Source organism: [Pantoea] beijingensis (genome assembly GCF_022647505.1).
Classification (GTDB): Bacteria; Pseudomonadota; Gammaproteobacteria; order Enterobacterales; family Enterobacteriaceae; genus Erwinia; species Erwinia beijingensis.
The window spans coordinates 1,553,250-1,577,384 of the sequence record NZ_CP071409.1; the positions used below are offsets into that span (position 1 = coordinate 1,553,250).

Genomic DNA, 24,135 nt, shown 5'->3' on the forward strand with positions numbered 1-24,135 from the left:
GTTGTTAAATAAGCTTATTTTTTTATGCCTGACAAAACAATTACGACTATACTTGTTTCCATCTCTTGTTAGTAAGACAATTGCGCGCTGTTTTAAAGGTGTGAACATCAAACGGCGTTTGTGCAGCTAAGCCTTAGTATGTGTATCACTTTGCTAATTTTCCTACAGCAATTGGTTGCTGAAAGCCAAGGGCGGTAGCATGGTTTTTTATTGATTTTCCGGAAAAATATCCTCATCAATCTTGAAGTTATAATGGTTTTGCCACCTATTCTGCTAAAAAGTAACGAAGTGTGGTTTTGATGGCAAGGCTCAAATCACAAGGATCTCCTAATAAGTACATATCTATGCTTCAGTTTATATAAGTCAATAAAAATAAAATTAGAAAGGGTTATGCGATGTTCCTCCGGTTGTGACGGAGTGTAGTGATAACGAACATTGTGTGATTGAAAGGAAATTTTAAAAGTGAAAATAACAATAGTTACTGCTACATATAATTCTGAACGGTTTATCGCGAAACTGTATGAGAATCTAGCTAGTCAAACCTATGGGAACTGGGAGTGGATAATTGTAGATGATTGCTCTCTCGATAATAGCTTAGGTTTATTACGCGAGCTTAAAAGAAATGACCCAAGGTTGACTGTACTCAATAACGAAAAGAATATGGGCGCAGCAGTTAGCAGAAATAGAGCCATCGAGAATGCAAGTGGTGATTTTATTGCATTCATTGATAGCGATGATCTATGGGAGTCTACCAAACTTGATAAACAATTGAAGTTTATGCTTTCAGGTAACTATGAGTTTTCATTTACAGCCTATTCAGTCATAAAAGAAGATGGCGTACATGCTGCCGTACACGTTGATCTTGATAACCCGAAAGACTCCTTCACGTATGAGGATATGCTGTGTAAGAAGGCGACTTTGGGGTGTTCGACGGTAATGATAAAAAACCACATCATTTCAGATATGAAAATGCCCTTACTCAGAACAGGTCAAGACTATGCTTTTTGGCTGAAGATACTGCGGGAAAATAAGACAGCTTACTTGCTAAAAGAACCTTTGACTAAATATAGAATAGTCACTGGGTCAATATCAAGGAATAAGCTTAAAAAAGCGATGAGACAGTGGCAAATATATCGCGATGTCGAAAGTATCGGTTTTTTTAAAAGTTGCTATTGCTTCATGAATTATGCTCTAAGAGCTATTCTAAGGGGATGATATGCGAATTGTAATCGGTATTTCTACTATGAATGATGGGATTTTACTGTTACTACCGAAAATTAAAAACCTGTCTGATAAATTTGATGTGATTATATGCCATCAAGTAACAAACAAAGAAGAGTATAAATATAATTTTCTTGAAGCTGAATCATCAATACGTATTGTGGTTAAGTATGAAAAAGGATTAAGTAGAAGCAGAAACATCCTGCTTATGACGGCAATTGAGTCTGGGTATGATTATCTGATCGTGAGCGATGATGATGTTGAATATTGTCTTGAAGGACTCGAATTTCTCCAGTCTTTGTTGATTAAAAATAAAACTAATGAACATTTTCAGATAATGAGTGTGACCAAGGAAGGGATGCCGAGAAAAAAATACAGGAATCGAGATTTTTATTTAGATGGACTGGATGTATTTAAAGTTTCATCAATTGAAATGTGTTTGAATCTGACACTTATCAAAGAAGCGAATATTTCATTCGATAATAATTTTGGATTAGGTGCATTATATCCAGTTGGTGAAGAGGCTGTATTACTCTGTGATATTAAAAAAGCCGGACAGGATATTAAATTCGTACCCGTTGCGGTTACTATTCACCCGATCGAGAGTACCGGTCTTTTGCTGTATTCTAATCCGGACATGGTTATGTCAAGAGGTGCACTCTTCAGACGATGTTTCAATACGTTTCAAGGTTTTTTTATGTTGCTACTTTTTTGGGCAAAAAAATTCTGCTTGCCTACAAGCTATAAGAAAAATATTTCTGCAGGTAATGCCTTGACATTAATGATTAAAGGATATGTTGGCTGTGGAAAACCTTAATAATAGAGTATTAGTATCTGATGACAAAAATAAATTCTATAATTTTTCAAATCTTCTTTACCTTACAGCTGGTTTAGTTTTAATTTTTTTGTCTCCGCTTTTTTTTCTTATTTTTGTTGGTATATTATCACCTGTTTTTGATGCCCGTTTTCGTTATTTATTTTCTATTCCCGTGCTAATTGTAGCTATTTCATTCTATGCCAGTTTACAGCCTTTTTCAGACCTTGCTGAGTATATTAACGTATATCATCAAGTTAATAATGGGTTAATTGATATATTCGCTTATCCACGGTTTGGCTATGGTGTTGAAATATTAATTTTAGTGATAATGAAATGCGTAGGGTATTTAAGTAATGGTAACGATCAAGCTTTACTCGTCGCAATTTATGGCATAATTTTCAGTTATATTTTTTTGATATGCAGGAAAATAAACTCCAGATTCGGTTTGATGCTATTCTGTACCGTTTTTCTGTCACTTGGATTCATGGAATCACTTTCATACTTCCTGAGACAAAATTTATCAGTTGTCTTATTTCTTTATGGTGTTTTTTGCGTAAAAAATAGAAAGTTAAGGTGGGTTTATTTTTGTCTTAGTTTTATGTCTCATATCTCTGCAATCGTTAATATAGGTGTTTATCTTTTTGCTAAGACATACGGAAAAAAAATTGACAATGTTCAGCGCATAATAAAGGCTTTAGTCCTTTTCTTGCTTATAGCTGGAATGTTGGTGGTGTTTTTATATTTTTCCCCTGTAGGGAAACTCCTTTTTGACAAGACATTAAATGTTATTAGTAATAGTCAGTATTCATTATTGCCATTACCCTATGTCATGGTAACTACAGTAAATCTTTTTATTATTTTGTTTTTTATCAGGAAAATTGAGCAGAGAAATATTGTTGTTTATTTTTTGCTGATAAAAGAAATATTCATGTTTTATTTTACACTACCTTTCCCTGCTGTACCCAACCGATTAGGTATGATTCTATTTTCATACCCTGCAGTGTTTCTGTTTGTTATCTATGCATCTGAACAATCCCGTAAAGTTTTATATTGTAAAAATGTTGTCTTCCTCCTTGTTAATTTAGTGCCTTTCTTGTACGCGATGAGTGTTATTGAAAGAAAAGGGAATGATTATACTTTTTTTAATAACAAACCAATAACTTCTAACATTTATCAGATAGGGGATTATTTTAGTCACTCTTTGTTAGATGGCATCCATTATCTAAATAACGGGAACAACTCGAGCCAGTAGATGAAAAAATATATACTTAACTTACTCTGGATGTTAGGTGACAGAGTATCGATGTTGGTATTTCAGCTTTATGTCTTCTCTTCGATAAAACGTCTTTATGATCTGAACACTCTTGGGTCATGGTCAACGATAAATAATCTTTCGCAAATTCTAATGTCTGTTTTTATGTTAGGTATCGATATTGTTGTAATCAAACGTATTGTTGAAAACAATGATGGTGCTGGCAAAGAGATTGGTTCAGCGTTTTTTATTCAAATTATAGGTATGGCTGTTTATTCACTCATTTTCTTTTTTATAGTTATAACGTTTTATAACAATATCGAGAGAGGAGTGCTTTTTTATTTGGTTTTTGTTTTATCTAATTTTTTTAGTATTTTTGCTAAGACGATATTTTGGCATTACTCAGCACTTGTAGAGTCAAAATATCGCGCTGTGACCATTATATCGTCGATACTTATATCTTTCAGTATAACTTATACCCTGGTTCAGTTTAAAACCGAAAGTATTTTTTATGCGCTCGCAATTTACTATTTTATTCAATGTATTATTGCTATTGCCATCTATTTTATTTTCTTTAAGAAAAAGGTAGCATGGGCCTTTGAGCGTTCAACTTCTCTGATGTATTTCAAGATTGGTAGTAAACTTATAATTTCGACTCTCAGTGTCGCTATTTTCGTTCAGGCAGATACTCTCTTACTGGAAAAACTTGTCGGTGTAGATGAGGTTGGGATTTTCAATGCAGCGTTGAGGATTTCAACCATCTGGTTTTTTGTTGCTGGCATTATTGCAAATGCTTTTTTCCCGAAAATTGTTGGTATCAAAAATGATCCGGCATCCAGTATGCTAATGTTGAGATGGATGACTGGTGTTGTACTATTTTTAACGGTATTTGCTTCTATTGTTGTCATGATATTCGGCCAGTACATGATCACATTTCTCTACGGTTCTGATATGCGCGCTGCTTACCATGTTCTCTCCATCCATATTTGGTCAAGTGTATTCGTATTTATGGGGGCTTTCTCTTCAAAATGGCTTTATGCAAATAATGAAATTAATCTGGATATAGCAAAAACATTTATAGCCGCATTATTTAATGTCATCGTTAACTGGTTTGTGATACCCAAGTATGGAGCAACAGGCGCTTCTTATGTTTCACTTTTATCATATTTTATAGCCAACTTGCTTTTTTTTGTATTTGTTACCCGAACGCATAAAATTCTAATCAGCCAGCTTTATTCATTTAAATACTTTATTTTCCCATCTTTGTTCATAAAAGACTTTAAAAGGGTAAAATGCTTATTTCAATCATGACGCCTGTTTATAATAGAGCAGACTTACTTAAAAATGTTTTCGCTTCATTACAGAACCAAACCCTTTTTAATTTTGAGTGGATCATTATTAATGATGGCTCAACTGATCACTTTTTAGATATTAAATCTCAGTTTCATAGTGATAAATTTCCAGTAAAAGTGTTGACTAAAAAAAATGGTGGTAAGCATACTGCTATCAATCTAGGTGTTGCAGAATCTGCTGGGGAGTGGGTTTTTATTCTCGACAGTGATGACTGGCTAGTGCCTGAAGCGTGTGAACTGATTCAGGATGCAATCTTTTCTTCTGAATCTGATATTGATGGGTATATTTTTCTAAAAGCTAATCAAGAGCTGAAATTAATAGGGCAGCAAGTTAAAACAAAAAATAAGAATTTGCACACCGAAGATCTGGTATCAATGAAAGGGGATAAAGCCTATATCGTAAGAACCTCAGTTATGAAAAATTACCCTTTCCCTGAATATCCTGATGAAAAATTTGTCACTGAGTCCTTTATCTGGAATCAGATTTTCGATGAAGGAAAAAGCCAGGCCGTTGTAATAAATAAGGTAATTTATGCAGGTGAGTATTTGCCTGGCGGTTTAACTGCTGGTTATTTCCCATTGCTGAAGAAAAATGTTTCTGGGACTTTCTGTTTTGTTATGTCTAATTTAACTTTGAAAAAAGTGACGTTAGATGTTTATAAACAAGCTGCCTATCACTTCATTCCTGTCAGTAATTTGAAAAACATAATTAGAGTCGGTTCTGGAATTAGAAAGATGCGCTTTGTCTTCTTTCTTGCTATCTTGTTTTTGATGTTTTTAAAACTGAAGTTGGTGAAAAAATGATCCCCAAAACTATACATTGCATCTGGTTTGGTGGTAATGAGTTTCCTGCTCTTGAAAAAAAATGCATAGAGTCGTGGAAAAAAAACTTACCAGAATATGAAATAATCTACTGGAACGAAAGCAACTATAATAATACTGATCCTTCATATATAAAAGCGTTGAAAAATAAAAAATGGGCTTATTGCTCTGATGTTGCAAGACTTGATCTTCTATATAAATATGGTGGGATTTATCTTGACACGGATATGGAAGTGACCAAGTCATTATCACGTTTTCTTGATAATGAGTGTTTTTTAGGTAAAGAATCTGAGCGTTATATTAATGCTGCCATTATTGGCGCTGAAAAAAACAATGATTTCATCGCGGCTTGTTTGGATGCTGTATTGGAGTCTATGCGTTCTGATTTTATTCCTATTCCTAAAATAATGAATGAAGTTTATAAAAAAAATAGCTTTAAAATTAATGTTTATGAAAGAGATTTCTTTTATCCATATAATCCCTTTGCGTATCCTGTTAAAAATTTGATGTTTAGTGATATTACTCCGAATACCCATGCGATTCATCACTGGAATTATTCCTGGAAACCATCTATCCCTGAGCGAATTTTTAATAAAGTGAAACGTACTTTATTTAAAAAAACAAGCAAAGCATAAAAGAGGGCCACATGACTATTCTTGTAACCGGGGGAGCTGGATATATTGGTTCTCACACGTTGATTGCACTTGCGGAAGCAAATAGCAAAGAAAAGATTATCGTGATCGATAACTATGCTAACTCCTCTATAAAAGTTAATGAGAGAGTACAGACCCTCGCGAAAAGAAGCTTCTTTTTTCATACACTGGATGTATGTAACTTAGAGGGGCTGAGAGAGATTTTTCAGCGTAATAATATTCATACAATTATTCATTTCGCCGGATTAAAGTCTGTGTCGCAATCTATACACAGTCCATTGGAATATTACGATAATAACTTCACTGCCACGATCAATATTCTAAAATGCATGAAAGAGTATAATGTTAATAAGATTATATTCAGCTCATCAGCCACCGTATATGGTCCCCCAGAATTTATACCTTTAAATGAAAATGCGAAAGTTGGCGGAACGACTAATCCTTATGGTAGTTCCAAATTATTTTGCGAGCAGTTGTTAAAGGATTTCACTTCTGCATATTCAGATAAAACAGTAATTAATCTTCGTTATTTTAATCCTGTTGGTGCGCATGAATCAGGCGTTATCGGAGAGGATCCGTGTGGGATCCCTAATAATCTGATACCTTTTATTTATCAGGTGGCAATTGGTAAGCTCCCGGCGTTAAAAGTATATGGCACCGATTATCCAACACATGATGGTACGGGAGTAAGAGACTACATTCATGTTATGGATTTAGCTGAGGGCCATGTTGCTGCTCTCAGAAAAGATCCTGGCCCCGGTTTCTATACTTACAATCTTGGTACCGGAAAGGGATATTCGGTACTTGATGTAGTCAATACATTCAAAAAAATCAGTGGTACTACATTGAACGTTGAAATGAGCGAAAGACGGAAAGGGGATGTAGCTGAATGTTGGTCGGATCCTAACAAGGCGAACACAGAACTTAACTGGAAAGCGCAGCGGGATCTTGCGACAATGCTGGCTGATGGTTGGAAGTGGCAGCAGCAAAATCCGGATGGTTATATTTGAATCTGCGATTTTTATCTGATTAATTTTTCCCTGATTCTGACGCGATTTGGAGTAATATTCGTTATTCAATAGCAAAATTAAAGATAAGCTTTTTTTTTGCTCATGTTGATGATTTTTTCGGCTGCTGATTTCTGCTCTCGTTGGATGCTGAACACGCATCTTACCGTATTCTTTTTCTTTGCTTATTTTTTGTTCCCTGGGATTAATTTTTTGTAATCAGCTGTTATTCCGCGTCAACGTTCGAATGCTGTATCCCATCGCTTTATCGCACATTACGTTAAGTGTTAAATTATCTATCACACCTATTGCTATATCAATTTAACGTTTTTTAGATACGATAGGTATCATGCGTTTTATCTATAGCAATATTGTAAAAACCAATACGACAGGAGTAGGTAATGTCCAAGCAACAGATCGGCGTTGTAGGTATGGCTGTAATGGGCCGCAATCTGGCTCTTAACATCGAGAGCCGCGGCTATTCTGTCTCTATCTTCAACCGCTCACGTGAAAAAACTGACGAGGTCGTGGCTGAAAATCCAGGTAAGAACCTCGTTCCGCATTACTCTATTGAAGAGTTCGTTGATTCACTGGAAAAGCCACGTCGTATCCTGCTGATGGTGCAGGCTGGTGAGCCTACCGACAAAACTATCGCGTCGCTGACTCCACATCTTGATAAAGGTGACATCCTGATTGATGGCGGTAACACCTTCTATAAAGATACCATTCGTCGTAATAAAGAACTTTCTGAACAAGGTTTTAACTTTATCGGTACGGGTGTGTCCGGCGGCGAGGAAGGGGCTCTTAAAGGTCCTTCTATCATGCCTGGTGGACAAAAAGAGGCCTATGAACTGGTCGCACCAATCCTTGATAAAATTGCCGCTCGCGCAGAAGGTGAAGCCTGCGTGGCCTATATCGGCCCAGACGGTGCAGGCCATTATGTGAAGATGGTGCATAACGGTATTGAATATGGAGATATGCAGCTGATTGCTGAGGCGTATTCGCTGCTGAAAGGTGCACTCAATCTGAGCAATGATGATTTAGCGAAAACCTTCAGTGAGTGGAATGAAGGTGAGCTAAGCAGCTACCTGATTGACATCACTAAAGATATTTTCACTAAGAAAGATGAAGACGGTAAATATCTGGTTGACGTGATCCTTGATGAAGCGGCTAACAAAGGCACCGGTAAATGGACGAGCCAGAGCTCCCTCGATTTGGGTGAACCGCTGTCTCTGATTACTGAATCCGTTTTTGCTCGTTACCTTTCTTCACTGAAGGCGCAGCGTGTTGCCGCATCTAAAGTGCTTACCGGTCCTGCCGTGAAGCCATTCGCAGGTGATAAGGCCGAATTTATTGAGAAAGTACGCCGCGCGCTTTATCTGGGTAAAATCGTTTCTTATGCTCAGGGTTTTTCACAGTTGAAAGCGGCTTCTGATGAGAACAACTGGGATCTGCATTACGGTGAAATTGCGAAGATCTTCCGTGCAGGTTGTATTATCCGTGCTCAATTCCTGCAAAAAATCACTGATGCCTATGCGGATAATGCAAATATTGCCAATCTGCTGTTAGCGCCATACTTTAAAAATATCGCTGACGAGTATCAGCAGGCACTGCGTGATGTAGTGGCCTATGCGGTTCAAAATGGTATCCCAACCCCTACGTTCTCTGCTGCTATCGCCTACTACGATAGCTATCGCTCTGCGGTATTGCCTGCCAACTTGATCCAGGCACAGCGTGATTACTTCGGCGCCCATACCTATAAACGCACTGATAAAGACGGTGTATTCCATACGGAATGGCTGGACTAGTACGCATGCTGCTAACCTCCCGCTAAGCGGGAGGTTTTTTACTTTACAGATTATTCCCCTAATCTGTAACCTTATATCAGGTTATCTTCTCTGGTTGTTTCCACTTCCCTGTAATTTTGATACTCCATATCTCATTGATTCACATCATCCTTCGGGTGACTTCCTCGGATAAGTCTATTCGCAGGTATTTCAATGATGATGGGAGCAGATTGGATTATATTTTTTATTTTAAGTTGAGCTTACCTATCTTATGAGCCAAGAAAAAAACGTGACACCTGAGGACCAATCGTTGCTCCGTCAGACTTTTTATAACCATGATGATGAGCTTGACCTGCTGGATATCATTGCTCAGCTATGGAGTGGTAAGAAAATTATTATCTCTGCCGTGGTTATCATGATCATCCTTGCTGTGATTTATTTGTTTACGGCTAAAGAAAAATGGACATCCGAGGCTATCCTTACGCAGCCAAGTGCTGGCCAGGTTGCTAATTATAATGCTGCGCTTAATGTGCTCTACTCGCAGTATCCGCAGGACAAATTGGCTATTGCCGACCTTCAAAGACAGCTATTTAGCCGTTTTAGCGCCTCGATTTCTGCGCTGTCGGGCGAGCTACAAAATCAGGAAGAACCGCTTAACCTTGTTGCTGAACCGGTGACTGTGGGACGTGACGATCCGTTAAGCATTAGATTTAGTGCTGTCAGCGCGAAAGAAGCACAAACCATGCTGACTCACTATATCAAGCGAGTTAATGATGATGTAGTTGATGATTATGGCGCGGATATCAAACGTAACTTATCCGTTAAAGCCCGCGAACTTGCCGAGTCTCTCGCGGCGCAAGAGCGTGTGGCAGCGGATAAGAAACAAAAGCGCATTGATGTGATTAAGCAGGCAGTAAAAGTGGCGCAGGATTCAAATATTACGGAATCCCCGCTGCGACAGGCAGAGTTTTTATCCGATGATACGCTTTATCTGTTGGGAGCCAAGGCCCTGCAGGCGATGATTACGAATGAAGCAACCAAACCTCTGGTGCTTGATGATAACTATTATAATACGCAACGTGCGCTATTTTTGATTAACAACCTTAAGATCCAGGTGGATAATCTGCAGTCATTCCGCTACATCATGCAGCCGGATTTACCGTTTCGTCGCGATAGTCCGAAGCGGGCGTTAACCTTAATTCTTTCTGTTATGCTGGGTGGCATTATCGGTTCTGGCATCGTACTGGGTCGCAATATGACGCAGACTTATCGTCAACGTAAGCAGATGTCGTAATATTTAAGCTATATAAACGGGCACCTTAGCGGTGCCCGTTCTGCGTTTAAAGAATATATCCCCGTCATACTTCAAGTCGCAGGTTTGTTGGCTGCGTTTAGTTACCCCGATCACTTACTTGAGTCAGTTCCCGGGGATGCCTGCGCTTGCCGCCGCCCTGCAACGCGAATTATTTAGGGGATAGATGTCAATTATTTACTGTGCCGTTGACGAAGATTCTCAATCACCGTACTGAAATCAAGATCTTGATCCTGCAGTAGTACCAATAAATGATAAATTAGATCGGCTGCCTCATTGGTCAATTCGTGGCGATCGTTAACCGTTGCAGCCAGCGCCGTTTCCACACCTTCCTCTCCCACCTTTTGCGCAATCCGCTTAGTACCGCTGGCATACAGTTTTGCCGTATAGGAACTGGCGGGATCGGCATGCTTACGTTCTGCCAGCAGTTGCTCCAGCTGATAAAGAAAGGTCCAGTCAGACGCGGCCGGTGAAAAGCAGCTTGAAGTACCGCGATGGCAGGTTGGCCCAATAGGGTTCGCCAGTATCAGCAATGTATCGTTGTCACAATCAGGGGTCATGCTGACCACATTGAGAAAATGGCCGGAGGTTTCACCTTTGGTCCACAGGCGTTGCTTAGTGCGGGAGAATAACGTCACTTTTCCTTCACGCAGCGTTTTCTCCAGCGCTTCCGGGTTCATATAGCCATGCATCAGCACTTCACCGGATACATGGTGCTGTACGATCGCCGGCATCATGCCATCAGTTTTCACCCAGTCCAGCTCGGTTAATTGTTGTTGTGTTAACACGCGCGAATCTCCACACCTTTTTCGATCAGGAACTGTTTCAGCTCGCCGATGTTGATAATTTGTTTGTGAAAAACAGAAGCCGCAAGGGCACCATCGACGTTAGCGTCATGAAACGCTTCGTAAAAATGTGTCATTGTGCCCGCACCGCCTGATGCAATCAGCGGCACTTTACACACTTCTCGCACTTTTCTTAGCTGCGTAAGATCGTAACCGTTACGCACGCCGTCCTGGTTCATCATATTTAATACGATTTCACCTGCACCGCGTATCTGCGCTTCCTTTACCCAATCAAACGTTTCCCACTGGGTGACACGCGTACGTGTTTCATCGCCGGTATATTGATTAACATGATATTTTCCCGTTTGCTCGTCAAACCAGGTATCGATACCGACCACAATACACTGCACGCCAAAACGATCGGCGAGTCGGGTAATTAACTCCGGATCGGCAAGTGCCGGGGAGTTAATGGAAATTTTGTCTGCGCCAAAAGAGAGAATTTGCGCCGCATCGTCAGCCGTCTTGATGCCGCCGGCAACGCAAAAGGGGATATCGATAACCTCAGCGACACGCGACACCCAGCTTTTATCTACTACACGACCATCGGAAGAGGCGGTGATGTCGTAGAAGACCAGCTCATCGGCGCCTTCTTCAGCATAACGCTGCGCAAGCGGTACAATATCACCGATAATTTCATGATTGCGGAACTGTACCCCTTTAACAACCTGACCATCGCGCACATCCAGGCAGGGAATTATCCGTTTTGCCAGCATGAAATTGCCTCCGTTACCGTAAATTTATCTTCCAGCAGCGCGCGTCCGACAATCACGCCTTGCGCACCGCTGTGGCGCAGCGCCGCGATATCAGCCAGTGAGCCAATACCGCCGGACGATTGGAACGCGATGCCAGGATAGCGGGCGGCGATCTCCTGGTAAAGGGCAACGTTGGAGCCTGCCAGCGTACCATCGCGGGAAATATCGGTGCAGAGCACATGCTTCAGGCCAACCGGAAGGTATTGCTCAATAACCTCTTCCAGGGTAATTCCTGCCGCTTCCTGCCAGCCGCTGATGGCCACTTCCTTACGATTTGCGCCATCAATGCGGACATCCAGTGCCAGCACAATGGCATCCGCACCATATAAACGAAACCAGCGTTGCACTTCTTCCGGCTGTTTCACTGCCGTTGAACCGACCACCACCCGGGTCGCACCAGCGGAAAGTAACGCTTCTACATCCGCCTGAGTACGAATTCCGCCGCCAACCTGAACCGGCACCGTCACACCTGACAGCAGGGTTTTCAGCAGCGGGATTTGCCGCGCGGCAGGATCTTTTGCACCGGTCAAATCAACCAGGTGCAGTAACTGCGCACCCTGACGCTGGTAATCCTGCAGGCGTGGCAACGGATCGCTGCCGTAATCGCGTTGTTGACCATAATCCCCCTGATGCAAACGGACCACGTTGCCATCAATTAAATCTAAAGCGGGAATAATCATGGGGACTACATCTCCAGAAAGTTTTTCATCAGCTGAGCGCCAGCCCGACCTGAGCGTTCAGGATGGAATTGCACACCATAGAAGTTGTCTTTTTGTACGGCGGCGCTAAAGGGGCCAGCATAATCGCATTGCGCGATGGTATTGGCGTTGACCGGCATGGCGTAACTGTGGACAAAGTAAAAATACGTGCCATCCGCTATGCCACTGAAAAGACGATGACCGGCCAGGGCCGTAATTTGATTCCAGCCCATATGGGGCAGCGGCAGCGCGGAGTCTTTCATCACGTTTACCGGTTGATCGATAATCCCCAGCGTTTTGATTCCGCCACTTTCCTGGCTTTCTGTCCCCAGCAGTTGCATTCCAAGACAAATTCCCAGTGTTGGTTGGGTACAGGCTTTAATCAGATCGATCAGATCGCGCTGCTGCAACTGCGCCATTGCCGCCTGCGCCGTGCCAACGCCGGGCAGGAACAGTTTATCGGCCTGAAGCACGACCTCGGCGTCACGGCTCACCTCAGGGTGATAGCCCAGCCGCTGGATAGCCCATTTCACTGAGGAAAGATTCGCGCAGCCGGTATCAAGAATAACGACCTTCATTACAATACCCCTTTCGAACTCGGTAAGGTGTTCCCCTCAACCCAAATTGCCTGGCGCAGCGTCCGTCCGAACACCTTGAACAGGCTTTCAACGCGGTGATGGTCGTTTTTGCCTTTGGTACGCAGATGCAAGGTGCTGGCCATGGAATAAGAGAGCGAGCGGAAGAAATGCTCAACCATTTCGGTACTGAGATCGCCCACGCGCTGATAGTTAAATTCGGCTTTGTACTCAAGGTGCGGACGCCCGGAAATATCCAGCGCGCAGCGTGCCAGGCATTCATCCATAGGCAGGACAAAACCAAAACGACCGATGCCGCGCTTATCGCCCAGCGCCTTTAATAACGCTTCTCCCAGCGCCAGCCCTGTGTCTTCAACCGTGTGGTGATCGTCGATATAGAGATCGCCTTTCACATCGATATTCATACGAAAACCACCGTGGGTGGCAATTTGATCCAGCATATGGTCGAAGAAACCCACACCGGTGCTGATTTTGCTGTTACCTTCCCGATCCAGCCAGACTTCAACGTGAACCTGCGTCTCTTTAGTATTGCGGTTAACCTCCGCATAGCGATCGCGCTTGGTCAACTGTTGGCGGATGGCTTCCCAGTTCAGGCCCTCACTGCCATAGCGTATTCCACCGATCCCCATATTTTCCGCCAGCACAATATCGGTCACGCGATCGCCAATCACATAACTGTTGTTTTTATCGAGCACGTCATCGCTCAGCCAGGATTCGACCATCTGTACCTTAGGCTTGCGGCAGTCGCAATTGTCTTCCGGCAGATGCGGGCAGATCAGCACATCTTCGAAGCGGATGCCTTGCGATGTCAGTACCTGCATCATCAGATTATGCGGCGCATCGAAATCGGCCTGCGGGAAGCTGGCGGTGCCCAGGCCATCCTGATTGGTTACCATTACCAGTTGAAAACCGGCTTTTTGCAGCGCAAGCAATGCAGGAATGACATCGGGTTCGAAGGCCAGTTTATCCAGGCGATCCACCTGAAAATCCTGTGGAGGTTCGGAAATAATGGTGCCATCACGGTCAATAAAAAGGATTTTCTGGCTCATGCTTACTCCATGGAAACAGCGGCGGTGCCGGGTAACGTTTTCAGTGCCGCGATCGTACGCTGGCACTCCTCACGGGTGCCAATGGAGATGCGCAGGCATCCGGCAAGCCCGGGTTGTTTATTCTGGTCACGCAGAATAATGCCTTCATCCCAGAGTGTTTTAAATACCTGACTTGAGGCGGTGAAACGCGCGAGCACGTAGTTTGTCTCGCTGTCAAAGACCTGCTCAACGCAGTCACAGGTTTTTAATGCATCAATTAACAGGCGACGGGTGGCGAGGATTTCCGCGACGTGTTCACGCATTAACGCGATACCGTGATCGCTCAGTGCCTGAGCGGCAATATCGGCCACGGGCGTTGAGAGCGGATAGGGCGCAATCACCTTCATCAGCAGGTCAATCACTGGTTTATTGGCCAGGGTAAAGCCGCAGCGCAGGCCTGCCAGCGCAAAGGCTTTAGATAAGGTACGCAGTATCACAAGGTGCGGATAATCTTTTAGCCAGGTCGTCAGCGAGGCCTGAGGACAGAACTCAATATAGGCTTCGTCGGCAACGACCAGCGCGTTGCCGCGCGTCATTTCCAACAGTTGACGAATCTCATCGGGATTAACAAGATTGCCGGTGGGATTGTTTGGGCTGCACAGATAGACCAGTTTCACTCCGTTCAGTTGTGCAGCAATAGCAGAAAGATCGAGCTGCCAGCCTTCACGTGTCGGAACGGTTCGGTACTCAATACCGATGGTTTCAGCGCTGACGCTATACATACCATAGGTGGGCGGGCAAAACAGCACGGCATCTTTACCGGGTTCACAAAACGCACGCATCAGTAGCTCAATGCCTTCATCGGCGCCCCGGCTGACCAACACTTGCTCCGCCAATAAACCAGCGTAAGCAGCGTAACGTTCAATAACCTGCGTCGGCTGGCACTCCGGATAGCGGTTCAGCGTCTGCTGGCTAAGTTCAAAGGGGACGGCAACGGGGTATTCGTTGGCGTTAAGCCAGACGTCGCCCTTGCCGCCGAGCCGACGTGCTGACTGATAAGGGGTCAGCGCCCGCACGTTGGCACGGGCTAATGCTTCGATACTCTGACTCATGCTTTCTCTCTCAGTGCGGTAACACGCAACGTCACGGCATTTTTGTGGGCAAGCAATTGCTCTGCGGCGGCCAGGGTTTCAATGGTGGCGGCCAGGTTAATAAACCCTTCCGGGGTCAGTTCTTGCACGGTCATTCGTTTCTGAAAATCCGCCAGCCCAAGGCTGGAACAGGTTGCGGTGTAGCCATAGGTTGGCAATACGTGGTTGGTGCCGGAAGCGTAATCCCCGGCGGATTCCGGTGACCAGTCACCCAGAAAGACCGAGCCGGCATTGGTAATGGCGTCGACCAGATCCCGTGCCTGGCGCGTCTGAATAATCAGGTGCTCCGGCCCGTACCTGTTGGAGATTGCAACGCACTGCTCCAGATCTCGGGTAACGATCAGACGGCTACTCTCCAGCGCCTGACGTGCGGTTTCAGCACGCGGAAGCTGCTCCAGCTGTTGTTCGACGGCGAGCGCCACCGCTTCCGCCATTGGGCGAGAAGGCGTTAACAGAATAACCTGTGAATCCGGACCATGTTCCGCCTGGGAAAGCAGATCGGAGGCAACAAAATCGGGGGTTGCGCCAGCATCGGCGATCACCAGCACTTCCGAAGGGCCTGCAGGCATGTCAATGGCAGCACCGTCAAGGCGCTGGCTGACCTGACGTTTGGCCTCGGTCACCCAGGCATTGCCCGGACCAAAAATCTTGTCGACGTTAGGCACGCTGTCAGTGCCAAAGGCGAGGGCGGCAATGGCCTGCGCGCCACCAACCTGAAAAATCTCCTGCACGCCACACAGCTGTGCGGCATAAAGGATCTCATCGGCGATCGGCGGAGGTGAACAGAGCACCACGCGAGGGCAGCCGGCAATACGTGCTGGCGTCGCCAGCATCAGTACTGTTGAAAAAAGCGGAGCGGATCCGCCAGGAATATAGAGCCCCACGGAGGCGACCGGGCGCGTAATTTGCTGGCAGCGCACGCCAGGTTGGGTTTCAATATCGACAGCCGGTAACGTTTGCGCACGATGAAATTTTTCGATATTGCCAACGGCGACGGCCATCGCTTCTTTCAGGGCATCATCCACCCGGGCGACGGCGGCGGCAATGTGTTCGTCGCTAACCCGCAGCGCATCAACTTGCGTGTTATCGAACGTGGCGCTGAAATAACGCAGGGCATCATCGCCTTCACTTTTCACTTTTTCAAGAATGTCACGAACGGTTTGCGTGATATTTCCGGATGCTGAAATAGCCGGCCGCGTTAATAGTGTCTGCTGCTGCCCGGCAGTACAGGCTTCCCAATCGATAATGGTGTTAAAGGTGCTCATGGCTTACTCCAGCATCTTCTCAATAGGTAGCACCAGAATTGAGCTGGCACCAAGGGCTTTTAGTTTTTCCATCGTTTCCCAGAAAAGTGTTTCGCTGCTGACCATGTGCAGTGCTATGCGGCTTTTATCACCGGCCAAGGGTAGTAGCGTAGGGCGCTCGGCGCCGGGTAGCAGCGCGATCACTTCATCCAGACGATCGCTGGGGGCGTGCAGCATAATGTATTTGGATTCACGTGCTTTAATCACGCCCTGAATACGCGTCATCAGTTTATCGATCAACTCTTGTTTAGCGGCGGGCATTTCGCCGTCGCGCTGGATCAGGCAGGCTTTAGAGCGGTAGATCACTTCAACTTCGCGCAGGCCATTGGCTTCCAGCGTGGCGCCGGTTGAGACCAGATCGCAAATCGCATCGGCAAGGCCAGCACGCGGTGCAACCTCAACGGAACCGTTCAACAGACAGGATTTAAAGCTGACGCCTTGTTTATCAAGATACTGTTTCAGCAGATGCGGATAGGAGGTGGCAATGCGGGTGTTTTGCAGCGACTGTACGCCGCGATATTCCTCATCCACGGACATCGCCAGTGACAGGCGGCAACCGCCAAAATCAAGGCGACGCAAAGTATAGTAGCGGGGGTCATCTCCCTGAGCACGGCGTGTCAGTAATTCCTCTTCCAATACGTTTTCACCGATGATCCCCAGATCGACTACGCCATCCATTACCAGACCGGGAATATCGTCATCACGTACCCGCAGAATATCAATCGGCATGTTTTCAGCAAAGGCGATCAGGCGTTGCTGCTGTAAATTGATTTTAATACCGCAACGCGCCAGCAGTTCACGGGATTCATCGCTTAAACGACCGGATTTCTGCATAGCTATGCGTAAACGGGAATTATCTAACATCGGTGCTTTCCTTTATTTGTCTGCGGGTTTGCAATGTTGAATCTGAAACCTGTCTGCTACGCGTTAACATCAATTACAAGCTAAAAAAAAGCCCCCGGAAGCTGATCTTCCGGGGGCTCTCTTGCGTTCTGCACCACTGGAAGATCCTAATCGTCTTCCAGCACTCATCGCCTGAAAGACTAGTCAGGGTGATGGTGATGATGATGGTTGAACTGAACGCGTGTCATAAAATTTCGTTATTCCGTATGAATGTGTATTCACTTATATGCTGTTAACCTAACCAGAATAACGGATGATGGCAACCCTTTTTTGTTAGCAATGAAAGATTCTCTTATCAACGAGTGATTGTCAGCGTGATACGCGTGGCGTAGCCTGAAACTGCCGTGAACACGGAAGCGCCCGAAGAATGACGGGTATGTACAGAGCGAACGCAGGAGTCGGGTATGAAGAGAGTGGCGATTATCGGCCTTGGCTGGTTGGGGATGCCGTTAGCGATGGCGCTTACGGCTCGGGGATGGGAAGTCTGCGGCAGTAAAACCACACCGGATGGCGTTGATGCGGCAAGAAAGTGTGGAATTAATGCTTTTCAACTGGAGCTGAAACCTGAACTTGTCTGTGACGCAGACGATCTGGACAAATTGCTGAAAGGTATTGAGGCGTTGGTGATAACGCTGCCTGCCAGCCGGACGGCAGAAGGCGGCGAGACTTACATGCAGGCGGTACAGCAGGTAGTTGACAGTGCCCTGGCGTTTAATGTCCCCCGCATTTTGTTTACCAGTTCAACATCGGTCTATGGTACGGCATCGGGGGTGATGAAAGAGAGCAGCCCACGCGAGCCGGAAACCGTTGCGGGGAAAACACTGGTCGCGCTTGAGAATTGGTTGCACGATCTGCCGGGGACCTCGGTTGATGTGCTGCGTCTCTCCGGTCTGGTGGGGCCGGGCCGCCATCCGGGGCGATTTTTAGCGGGAAAAACAGATATTGCACAGGGTAACCACGGCGTTAATCTGGTGCATCTGGATGATGTCGTGGAGGCCATCGTCCTGTTACTACAAACACCAAAAGGCGGCCATATCTACAATTTAAGTGCGCCTGAACATCCCGCGCGAAACCAGTTTTATCCGGCGGTGGCGAAGCTGTTGGGATTGACGCCGCCAACGTTTTTGCCGGATGAGAATGACGCTCGGGGCAAGATTATTGACGGCAATACTATTTGCAATGAGCTGGGATTTGATTACCGCTATCCCGACCCGGCGACCATGCCACTGGAATAGGTGTCTGCGTCAGGTCCAATATGTTCGGTTGGTGCGTTTGGCTATCCTGCAGCAGGAGTGCGTTAGATGCCCAGCCGATCGCGTAACGTATACCAGGCGGCCCCTATCGCCATTAAAGGTACTTTAAAACGCCGTCCTCCTGGAAAAGGCAGATGGGGGAGGTTAGCGAAAGCATTAAAACGCTCCGCACGACCACGCAGCATTTCTGCAATTAATTTGCCCGCCAGATGTGTGCCGGTCACGCCATGTCCGCTATCTCCCTGCATGTAATACACATTTTTTTCCAACTGGCCAAACTGCGGCATCCGTGACAGAGTCAGTAAAAAATTGCCGCTCCAGCGATAGTTAAAGGCGATATCGCGTAGTTGCGGAAAGGTTTTAAGCAATTTAGGTTGTAGTCGCGCATCAATATCATTCGGATCCTGTGCTCCGTAAGTGACGCCACCGCCATACAGCAAACGGTTATCCGCCGTAAGACGAAAATAGTCGAGCAGGTAGTTACAGTCTTCCACACAGTAATTATTGGGGAGCAGCGACAGCGCAGTATCTGTGCTCAATGGCTCACTCACCACGATGTGCGAGCCACATGGCATGCTTTTATTGCCAAGACGAGGCTCAAGTTGTGGAGGTAAATACGCATTGCCGGCAAAAATAACGTAGTGGGCTTTAACGTCACCTCTGGCGGTTTTTATCAGGTTTGGCGAGCCATAAACTAAGTGAAGCGCTGCCGAATGTTCATAAATGCGCCCGCCGTGGCGTCGGATGGCTTCAGCTTCACCCAGTGCCAGGTTAAGCGGATGTAAATGGCCACCGCGTTTGTCCAGTAATCCACCAACATAATGTTTGGAAGCGACTTCACGCTGCATCGCTGACGCATCAAGCAGCGTGAGATCAGGATTACCAAAACGCGTCCAGCGTGTCTGCTGTGCATATAACTGTCTCATTTGTCGGCTATTTAGCGCGGCAAAGATCCCTCCCGGGCGATAATCACAGGCGATGGCATAGCGATCGATACGATCCCGAATGATGTCGCCCCCTTCGAACATCATGCTACCAAACATATTCGCCACATCGCTTCCGTAACGCTGTTGGATAATATCCACGTCGCGGCTCCAGGAGTTAACCAACTGACCGCCATTGCGCCCGCTGGCGCCAAAGCCGATACCCTCGGCTTCAAGCAGCACGACATCATAACCCGCTTCCGTTAAAAAGAGCGCCGATGAAAGTCCGGTGAATCCACCACCAATAATACAAACATCACATGCAATACTCTCCTCCAACTGCGGCCACGGAGCATGATAGTTGGCGGTTGCGGTATAGTAATTGTTCATGCATTTCCCCATCAGATTTTAAGCTGCGGTTTTATTGGCTCAAGAGGTGACGAGCGAATGGACGCTGACGATACTGCAGCGTGTACGGTAAGCGATCATCGTATGGGACCATAGTCTTACCGGGTATTAGTGGTTTCCCCGGCGATAGTCATCGCTGGCCCGGATAAAGCCTTCAAACAACAGGCGGGAGATTTCTGATTTATCGGATTGCCATTCGGGATGCCACTGTACCCCTAAAGCGAACGGGTGATGACGTAGACTGACGGCTTCAATGAGCCCATCAGCTGCCCGGGCCTCAATGCGCGCGCCGGGACCCAGCGAACGAACGCCCTGTTGATGTAAGGAGTTCACCTGAAAGTTATCGCGTCCGTTCACCAGGCCAGACAGTAAACCGCCAGCCTCAATGCTCACCGAATGGGCCGGAGCATACTGTTCCTCAAGTGATCGCGCTGTATCCTCCCGGTGATCGCTAAGTCCGGGCTGCAGATGCACCTGGCGGTAAAGCGATCCTCCCGTAACGACAACCAACTCTTGCAGGCCACGGCAGATAGCCATCAAGGGCATCTGATATGCCATTGCCTGGGTGATTATGGCAAAGGCCAGTTTATCGCGACCAGGATCGGTGTGCAGCTCGGTGCCTCGTTCGCCATAGTGGTGTGGCTCAATATTGCTGGTGCTGCCGGTGAGCAATACGCCGTCCAGTGACGCCAGCGGGTTGCCAGTAAGCGCTGCATCGCTAATTAACATATGCGGGAGGGCAAGTGGGATACCGCCCGCATTGACCACGGCGTCAAGATATTTATTGTGCACCATTTGCGTTGGATGGCCGTCTTTATCAATTTGGCACATCACAATGCCAATCAACGGTTTGTTAAGAGCAATGCCCATTTTTCCTCGCTGCACTGGCAAAAAATTAACCCGCAAGATGCTTTGATGGGTGAAAAAGCGTGCAATGAAATTTTCAATCCAACAATCTATCGCTTAATATTTAATCTGGAATGTAACATTTGCACACCTTTTGTGTTAAGGCTATGTTAGGAATATAGCTGGTATTTTGAGCAGTTGATGATCTGAGACGGTAATACTTTTGCAGTCTGAAATGCACGGCGTTAAAGGGTGGGTAACATCATGACTAATATTGTGGAAGTAGAAGACTTCACGCGACATGGTGAAGGAAAACGAATCACCGCGTTCCAGCACGAGGTTGAATCTTACCTGGAACGCTATCCTGAAACACAGTATGTAGATATTCTTCTTAATGATTTAAATGGTGTTTTTCGAGGTAAGCGCATTCCCTTCGCGAGTCTGGCGAAAATTGAAAAAGGTTGTTACTTTCCAGCGTCGGTTTTTGCGATGGATATTTTAGGCAATACCGTAGAAGAAGCGGGATTAGGGCAAGCGCTCGGCGAACCAGACAACATTTGTATCCCCGTCGGCGGCACGCTGATCCCCTCAGCATCGGATCCCCAGCATTTGGCTCAGATTTTACTGACCATGTGTAATCAAGATGGCACTCCCTTTGACGTTGAACCCCGAAATGTTCTCAATCACCTCTGGCAGCAATTGCGTAACAGAGGTCTTTTCCCGGTGGTAGCGGTAGAGCTGGAGTTCTATCTGGTTGATAAAAAACGCGATGCGGACGGCTATATTCAGCCGCCCTGTGCCCCCGGAAGCGAAGAGCGTAACCTGCAAAATCAAGTCTATTCCGTTGACCATTTAGACTATTTTTCCGAAGTTCTCAGTGATATCGACACCATTGCCACATTGCAGGGCATACCTGCCGATGGTGCATTGGCTGAAGCTTCACCCGGACAGTTTGAGATCAACCTCCACCACACGCGCGATGTACTCAGCGCCTGCGACCATGCTATCCAGTTAAAAAGGCTGGTGCGGCAGGTCGCTGAAAATCACCATATGAACGCCACCTTTATGGCTAAACCTTATGAGGAATATGCCGGTAGCGGTATGCATGTGCATCTCAGCATGCGCGATACCGCTGACCATAATGCGTTTGTTTGTGATGACGGTAGTGACTCTCCGCTGCTAAAGCGTGCGCTGGCTGGCATGATCGATTTAATGCCAGCGTCAATGGCGCTGCTGGCACCGAATGTTAATGCCTATCGTCGCTTTATTCCGGATGCTTTTGTGCCGCTGCAGGCGTCCTGGGGGCATAACAATCGTACCGTTGCGTTGCGTATTCCCTGCGGGGATGCCGATAATCATCGCGTGGAATACCGTGTTGCAGGTGCGGACGCGAATCCTTATCTGGTGGTTGCTACTGTGCTGGCGGGTATTCTGCATGGCATGGATAACGCCTTGCCGTTGTCGCAGGCTGTAACAGGAAATGGGCATGAAGCGCAGGGCAAGCCATTACCTGTTCGGCAAAGTGATGCACTGGCTGAGTTTGCGCAGAATGAGCATTTGCACAAGCAGCTGGGCGATCGCTTTGGCTTTGTCTGGCATCGCTGTAAACATCATGAACTGATGCATTTTGAAAGGCTGATCACCGCCACCGAAATCGACTGGATGCTCAAAAATGCCTGATGGCGTGGGAGCTGGCCCCCACGATCTTTTATCCGGGAGCTCGGTAATGAAGAGGTTGCATCATGAGTCAGCGTAATCAGGAGTGGCAGGTTCGGCGCGAAGCGGCCGTCACGGCGGGCGTAGGTAACTCACTTCCGGTGTATGTTGCCCTGGCGCGCAATGCGGAATTGTGGGATGTGGAAGGTACACGCTATATCGATTTCGCTTCAGGTATTGGGGCGCTAAACACCGGGCATAATCATCCCAGGGTGATTCAGGCCGTTCGCGCGCAATTGGAGACGTTTACCCATCCCTGTTTTCAGGTAACGCCGTATGGCAGCTATATTGAACTGGCTGAAAAATTGAACCAACTGGTGCCGATTGCAGAGCCGACCCAAACGCTACTGATGACGACCGGCGCTGAAGCGGTAGAAAATGCAATAAAAGTCGCCCGCATTGCCACAGGCCGCACTGCAGTCATCGCCTTCCGGGGTGCTTTCCATGGCCGGACGCTGCTTGGGATGGCGCTCACCGGCAAAGTTCAACCTTATAAGAGGGGGTATGGGCCTTTTCCCGGAGGGATTTTCCATGCACCTTATCCCGCCGCTTACTTAGGGGTTAGTGATATGCAGGCGTTCGGCGCACTGCAGGGGATCTTTGCCGCGGATGTATCACCTGAAGAGGTGGCGGCCATTATTATTGAGCCGGTGCAGGGTGAGGGCGGCTTCTATGCCGCGTCGCCCGCTTTTCTGCAACAGCTACGAACACTGTGTAATGAACATGGCATTGTGTTAATTGTTGATGAGATTCAAAGTGGTTTTTGTCGTACCGGTAAAACCTTTGCCGTTGAGCATAGCGGTATTGAGCCCGATTTGATCACTTTGGCGAAAAGCCTGGCGGGAGGTTTTCCGTTATCAGCGCTGGTGGGCAAAAAAGTGCTAATGGAAAAAGCACAGGCTGGCGGATTGGGCGGTACGTATGCCGGTTCCCCCATCGGCATTGCGGCGGCGCTGGCGGTAACTACGCTGATCGAAGAAGAGCAGCTTAATCAAAAAGCGCAGGCGCAAGGGGAGTACGTCACTAACAGGTTGCAGCAGTTTGCCGGGCAGTTTGACTGCATTGGCGAAGTCCGTGGTATCGGCGCAATGATTGCGATGGAGTTGATTGAACAAGGCGATCGTCAGAAGCCAGATAAAGTACTAACACAGGCGCTGGTGCAGGAAGCGGGTAAGCAGGGGCTGATATTACTTTCGTGCGGCGTGCGGGGAAATGTTATTCGCTTTCTCATTCCCCTGACCGCAAGCAAAGAAATTGTTATTGAAGGCCTCAACATCTTGTATTCTGCCCTCCATTTGGTGCAGAATACGCGCCCTGCAAAATAGAATCTCTATTCGTCGTCACTGAGGCTGTATCGGTACTGGTTGCGTTAACTTGCCCGACTCTTTATCAGAGTGAGTAGGGTAGCATTCGCAATTTTACTGTAACCTCAAGATGTTAGACTAGAAAGGCAGCACGCGGTGCGCCATTTTTTTGCATTTTCCGTGGT

23 protein-coding genes and 1 other annotated feature are annotated in these 24,135 nt (G+C 46.4%); of the genes, 12 read left to right on the plus strand and 11 right to left on the minus strand.

Annotated elements, in window-relative coordinates:
- Positions 1 to 462: 462 nt before the first annotated feature.
- The 9 genes from J1C60_RS06930 (at position 463) to wzzB (ending at position 10,205) form a co-directional block, all read left to right on the plus strand.
- A complete protein-coding gene (locus tag J1C60_RS06930; RefSeq protein WP_128178826.1) occupies positions 463 to 1,215 on the plus strand; it encodes a glycosyltransferase family 2 protein in 753 nt (250 codons plus the stop codon).
- Position 1,216: 1 nt separating this feature from the next.
- Positions 1,217 to 2,038 (plus strand): hypothetical protein, encoded by an 822-nt coding sequence (locus J1C60_RS06935; RefSeq protein WP_128178827.1) that lies wholly within the window; start codon positions 1,217 to 1,219, stop codon positions 2,036 to 2,038.
- Positions 2,025 to 3,290 (plus strand): EpsG family protein, encoded by a 1,266-nt coding sequence (locus J1C60_RS06940; RefSeq protein ID WP_164877300.1) that lies wholly within the window; start codon positions 2,025 to 2,027, stop codon positions 3,288 to 3,290. Before J1C60_RS06935 ends, J1C60_RS06940 begins: the two co-directional genes overlap by 14 nt.
- A gap of 51 nt (positions 3,291 to 3,341) precedes the next feature.
- Positions 3,342 to 4,601 carry an oligosaccharide flippase family protein gene (locus J1C60_RS06945; protein ID WP_268967047.1) on the plus strand — a complete coding sequence of 420 codons (1,260 nt, stop codon included), beginning with the start codon at positions 3,342 to 3,344 and terminating at the stop codon, positions 4,599 to 4,601.
- Positions 4,583 to 5,446 (plus strand): glycosyltransferase family 2 protein, encoded by an 864-nt coding sequence (locus tag J1C60_RS06950; protein WP_128178830.1) that lies wholly within the window; start codon positions 4,583 to 4,585, stop codon positions 5,444 to 5,446. The genes J1C60_RS06945 and J1C60_RS06950 overlap by 19 nt, the downstream gene beginning before the upstream one ends.
- Entirely contained in the window at positions 5,443 to 6,099 is a 657-nt protein-coding gene (locus J1C60_RS06955) for a glycosyltransferase family 32 protein (RefSeq protein ID WP_128178831.1), read from the plus strand. The genes J1C60_RS06950 and J1C60_RS06955 overlap by 4 nt, the downstream gene beginning before the upstream one ends.
- 11 nt (positions 6,100 to 6,110) lie before the next feature.
- Entirely contained in the window at positions 6,111 to 7,127 is a 1,017-nt protein-coding gene (gene galE / locus J1C60_RS06960; protein ID WP_128178832.1) for a UDP-glucose 4-epimerase GalE, read from the plus strand.
- Between the two features lie 398 nt (positions 7,128 to 7,525).
- Positions 7,526 to 8,932, plus strand: a complete 1,407-nt coding sequence (gene gndA, locus J1C60_RS06965) for an NADP-dependent phosphogluconate dehydrogenase (RefSeq protein WP_128178833.1) — start codon at positions 7,526 to 7,528, stop codon at positions 8,930 to 8,932.
- A 250-nt stretch (positions 8,933 to 9,182) separates the two neighbouring features.
- On the plus strand, positions 9,183 to 10,205 hold the full coding sequence (gene wzzB, locus J1C60_RS06970) for an LPS O-antigen chain length determinant protein WzzB (protein ID WP_128178834.1): 1,023 nt from the start codon (positions 9,183 to 9,185) through the stop codon (positions 10,203 to 10,205).
- Between the two features lie 191 nt (positions 10,206 to 10,396).
- Here wzzB and hisIE read toward each other — a convergent pair whose 3' ends face one another.
- From hisIE to hisL, 9 genes are all read right to left on the minus strand, one after another.
- A complete protein-coding gene (gene hisIE, locus J1C60_RS06975) occupies positions 10,397 to 11,011 on the minus strand; it encodes a bifunctional phosphoribosyl-AMP cyclohydrolase/phosphoribosyl-ATP diphosphatase HisIE (protein WP_128178835.1) in 615 nt (204 codons plus the stop codon).
- A complete protein-coding gene (gene hisF / locus J1C60_RS06980; protein WP_128178836.1) occupies positions 11,005 to 11,781 on the minus strand; it encodes an imidazole glycerol phosphate synthase subunit HisF in 777 nt (258 codons plus the stop codon). Before hisF ends, hisIE begins: the two co-directional genes overlap by 7 nt.
- Positions 11,763 to 12,500, minus strand: a complete 738-nt coding sequence (gene hisA / locus J1C60_RS06985; protein WP_128178837.1) for a 1-(5-phosphoribosyl)-5-[(5-phosphoribosylamino)methylideneamino]imidazole-4-carboxamide isomerase — start codon at positions 12,498 to 12,500, stop codon at positions 11,763 to 11,765. Before hisA ends, hisF begins: the two co-directional genes overlap by 19 nt.
- 5 nt (positions 12,501 to 12,505) lie before the next feature.
- Complete coding sequence (gene hisH, locus J1C60_RS06990) at positions 12,506 to 13,096, minus strand: imidazole glycerol phosphate synthase subunit HisH (RefSeq protein WP_128178838.1); 591 nt, start codon at positions 13,094 to 13,096, stop codon at positions 12,506 to 12,508.
- Positions 13,096 to 14,163 carry a bifunctional histidinol-phosphatase/imidazoleglycerol-phosphate dehydratase HisB gene (hisB, locus tag J1C60_RS06995; protein WP_128178839.1) on the minus strand — a complete coding sequence of 356 codons (1,068 nt, stop codon included), beginning with the start codon at positions 14,161 to 14,163 and terminating at the stop codon, positions 13,096 to 13,098. The genes hisH and hisB overlap by 1 nt, the downstream gene beginning before the upstream one ends.
- A 2-nt stretch (positions 14,164 to 14,165) precedes the next feature.
- Positions 14,166 to 15,254: a histidinol-phosphate transaminase gene (hisC, locus tag J1C60_RS07000; protein ID WP_128178840.1), complete on the minus strand. Its 1,089-nt coding sequence runs from the start codon at positions 15,252 to 15,254 to the stop codon at positions 14,166 to 14,168.
- Positions 15,251 to 16,558, minus strand: coding sequence for a histidinol dehydrogenase (gene hisD, locus J1C60_RS07005; RefSeq protein ID WP_128178841.1), 1,308 nt, complete (start codon positions 16,556 to 16,558; stop codon positions 15,251 to 15,253). The genes hisC and hisD overlap by 4 nt, the downstream gene beginning before the upstream one ends.
- A 3-nt stretch (positions 16,559 to 16,561) precedes the next feature.
- Positions 16,562 to 17,461, minus strand: coding sequence for an ATP phosphoribosyltransferase (gene hisG, locus J1C60_RS07010; RefSeq protein ID WP_128178842.1), 900 nt, complete (start codon positions 17,459 to 17,461; stop codon positions 16,562 to 16,564).
- Positions 17,462 to 17,543: 82 nt separating this feature from the next.
- Positions 17,544 to 17,665: a sequence feature (His leader region), on the minus strand.
- Positions 17,641 to 17,688, minus strand: coding sequence for a his operon leader peptide (gene hisL / locus J1C60_RS07015; protein WP_100396937.1), 48 nt, complete (start codon positions 17,686 to 17,688; stop codon positions 17,641 to 17,643). It overlaps the preceding feature by 25 nt.
- Before the next feature lie 216 nt (positions 17,689 to 17,904).
- On the opposite strand from hisL, the gene J1C60_RS07020 reads away from it, so the two are divergent.
- Entirely contained in the window at positions 17,905 to 18,735 is an 831-nt protein-coding gene (locus tag J1C60_RS07020) for an SDR family oxidoreductase (RefSeq protein ID WP_128178843.1), read from the plus strand.
- A 62-nt stretch (positions 18,736 to 18,797) separates the two neighbouring features.
- On the opposite strand, the gene J1C60_RS07025 is transcribed toward J1C60_RS07020, so the two are convergent.
- Complete coding sequence (locus J1C60_RS07025; RefSeq protein WP_128178844.1) at positions 18,798 to 20,066, minus strand: NAD(P)/FAD-dependent oxidoreductase; 1,269 nt, start codon at positions 20,064 to 20,066, stop codon at positions 18,798 to 18,800.
- Between the two features lie 126 nt (positions 20,067 to 20,192).
- Entirely contained in the window at positions 20,193 to 20,954 is a 762-nt protein-coding gene (gene puuD, locus J1C60_RS07030) for a gamma-glutamyl-gamma-aminobutyrate hydrolase (RefSeq protein ID WP_128178845.1), read from the minus strand.
- 237 nt (positions 20,955 to 21,191) lie between these two features.
- Between puuD and J1C60_RS07035 the strand changes: the two genes are divergently transcribed.
- Together J1C60_RS07035 and gabT are read left to right on the plus strand one after the other, a co-directional pair.
- The gene (locus J1C60_RS07035; protein ID WP_182611442.1) at positions 21,192 to 22,610 is read left to right on the plus strand and encodes a glutamine synthetase family protein; all 1,419 of its coding nucleotides are present in this window, start codon (positions 21,192 to 21,194) and stop codon (positions 22,608 to 22,610) included.
- A 62-nt stretch (positions 22,611 to 22,672) separates the two neighbouring features.
- Complete coding sequence (gene gabT, locus J1C60_RS07040; RefSeq protein ID WP_128178847.1) at positions 22,673 to 23,971, plus strand: 4-aminobutyrate--2-oxoglutarate transaminase; 1,299 nt, start codon at positions 22,673 to 22,675, stop codon at positions 23,969 to 23,971.
- Positions 23,972 to 24,135 lie beyond the last annotated feature (164 nt).

Excerpts from the sequence above, each read along its gene's own strand:
- gabT (WP_128178847.1), top strand. The coding sequence starts at position 22,673 with ATGAGTCAGCGTAATCAGGAGTGGCAGGTTCGGCGCGAAGCGGCCGTC.
- hisF (WP_128178836.1), bottom strand. The coding sequence starts at position 11,781 with ATGCTGGCAAAACGGATAATTCCCTGCCTGGATGTGCGCGATGGTCAG.
- galE (WP_128178832.1), top strand. The coding sequence starts at position 6,111 with ATGACTATTCTTGTAACCGGGGGAGCTGGATATATTGGTTCTCACACG.
- hisB (WP_128178839.1), bottom strand. The coding sequence starts at position 14,163 with ATGAGCCAGAAAATCCTTTTTATTGACCGTGATGGCACCATTATTTCC.
- hisH (WP_128178838.1), bottom strand. The coding sequence starts at position 13,096 with ATGAAGGTCGTTATTCTTGATACCGGCTGCGCGAATCTTTCCTCAGTG.
- hisD (WP_128178841.1), bottom strand. The coding sequence starts at position 16,558 with ATGAGCACCTTTAACACCATTATCGATTGGGAAGCCTGTACTGCCGGG.
- gndA (WP_128178833.1), top strand. The coding sequence starts at position 7,526 with ATGTCCAAGCAACAGATCGGCGTTGTAGGTATGGCTGTAATGGGCCGC.
- J1C60_RS07025 (WP_128178844.1), bottom strand. The coding sequence starts at position 20,066 with ATGAACAATTACTATACCGCAACCGCCAACTATCATGCTCCGTGGCCG.
- J1C60_RS06935 (WP_128178827.1), top strand. The coding sequence starts at position 1,217 with ATGCGAATTGTAATCGGTATTTCTACTATGAATGATGGGATTTTACTG.
- J1C60_RS06950 (WP_128178830.1), top strand. The coding sequence starts at position 4,583 with ATGCTTATTTCAATCATGACGCCTGTTTATAATAGAGCAGACTTACTT.
- puuD (WP_128178845.1), bottom strand. The coding sequence starts at position 20,954 with ATGGGCATTGCTCTTAACAAACCGTTGATTGGCATTGTGATGTGCCAA.
- J1C60_RS07020 (WP_128178843.1), top strand. The coding sequence starts at position 17,905 with ATGAAGAGAGTGGCGATTATCGGCCTTGGCTGGTTGGGGATGCCGTTA.
- hisC (WP_128178840.1), bottom strand. The coding sequence starts at position 15,254 with ATGAGTCAGAGTATCGAAGCATTAGCCCGTGCCAACGTGCGGGCGCTG.
- J1C60_RS06945 (WP_268967047.1), top strand. The coding sequence starts at position 3,342 with ATGTTGGTATTTCAGCTTTATGTCTTCTCTTCGATAAAACGTCTTTAT.
- hisG (WP_128178842.1), bottom strand. The coding sequence starts at position 17,461 with ATGTTAGATAATTCCCGTTTACGCATAGCTATGCAGAAATCCGGTCGT.
- wzzB (WP_128178834.1), top strand. The coding sequence starts at position 9,183 with ATGAGCCAAGAAAAAAACGTGACACCTGAGGACCAATCGTTGCTCCGT.
- J1C60_RS06955 (WP_128178831.1), top strand. The coding sequence starts at position 5,443 with ATGATCCCCAAAACTATACATTGCATCTGGTTTGGTGGTAATGAGTTT.
- hisA (WP_128178837.1), bottom strand. The coding sequence starts at position 12,500 with ATGATTATTCCCGCTTTAGATTTAATTGATGGCAACGTGGTCCGTTTG.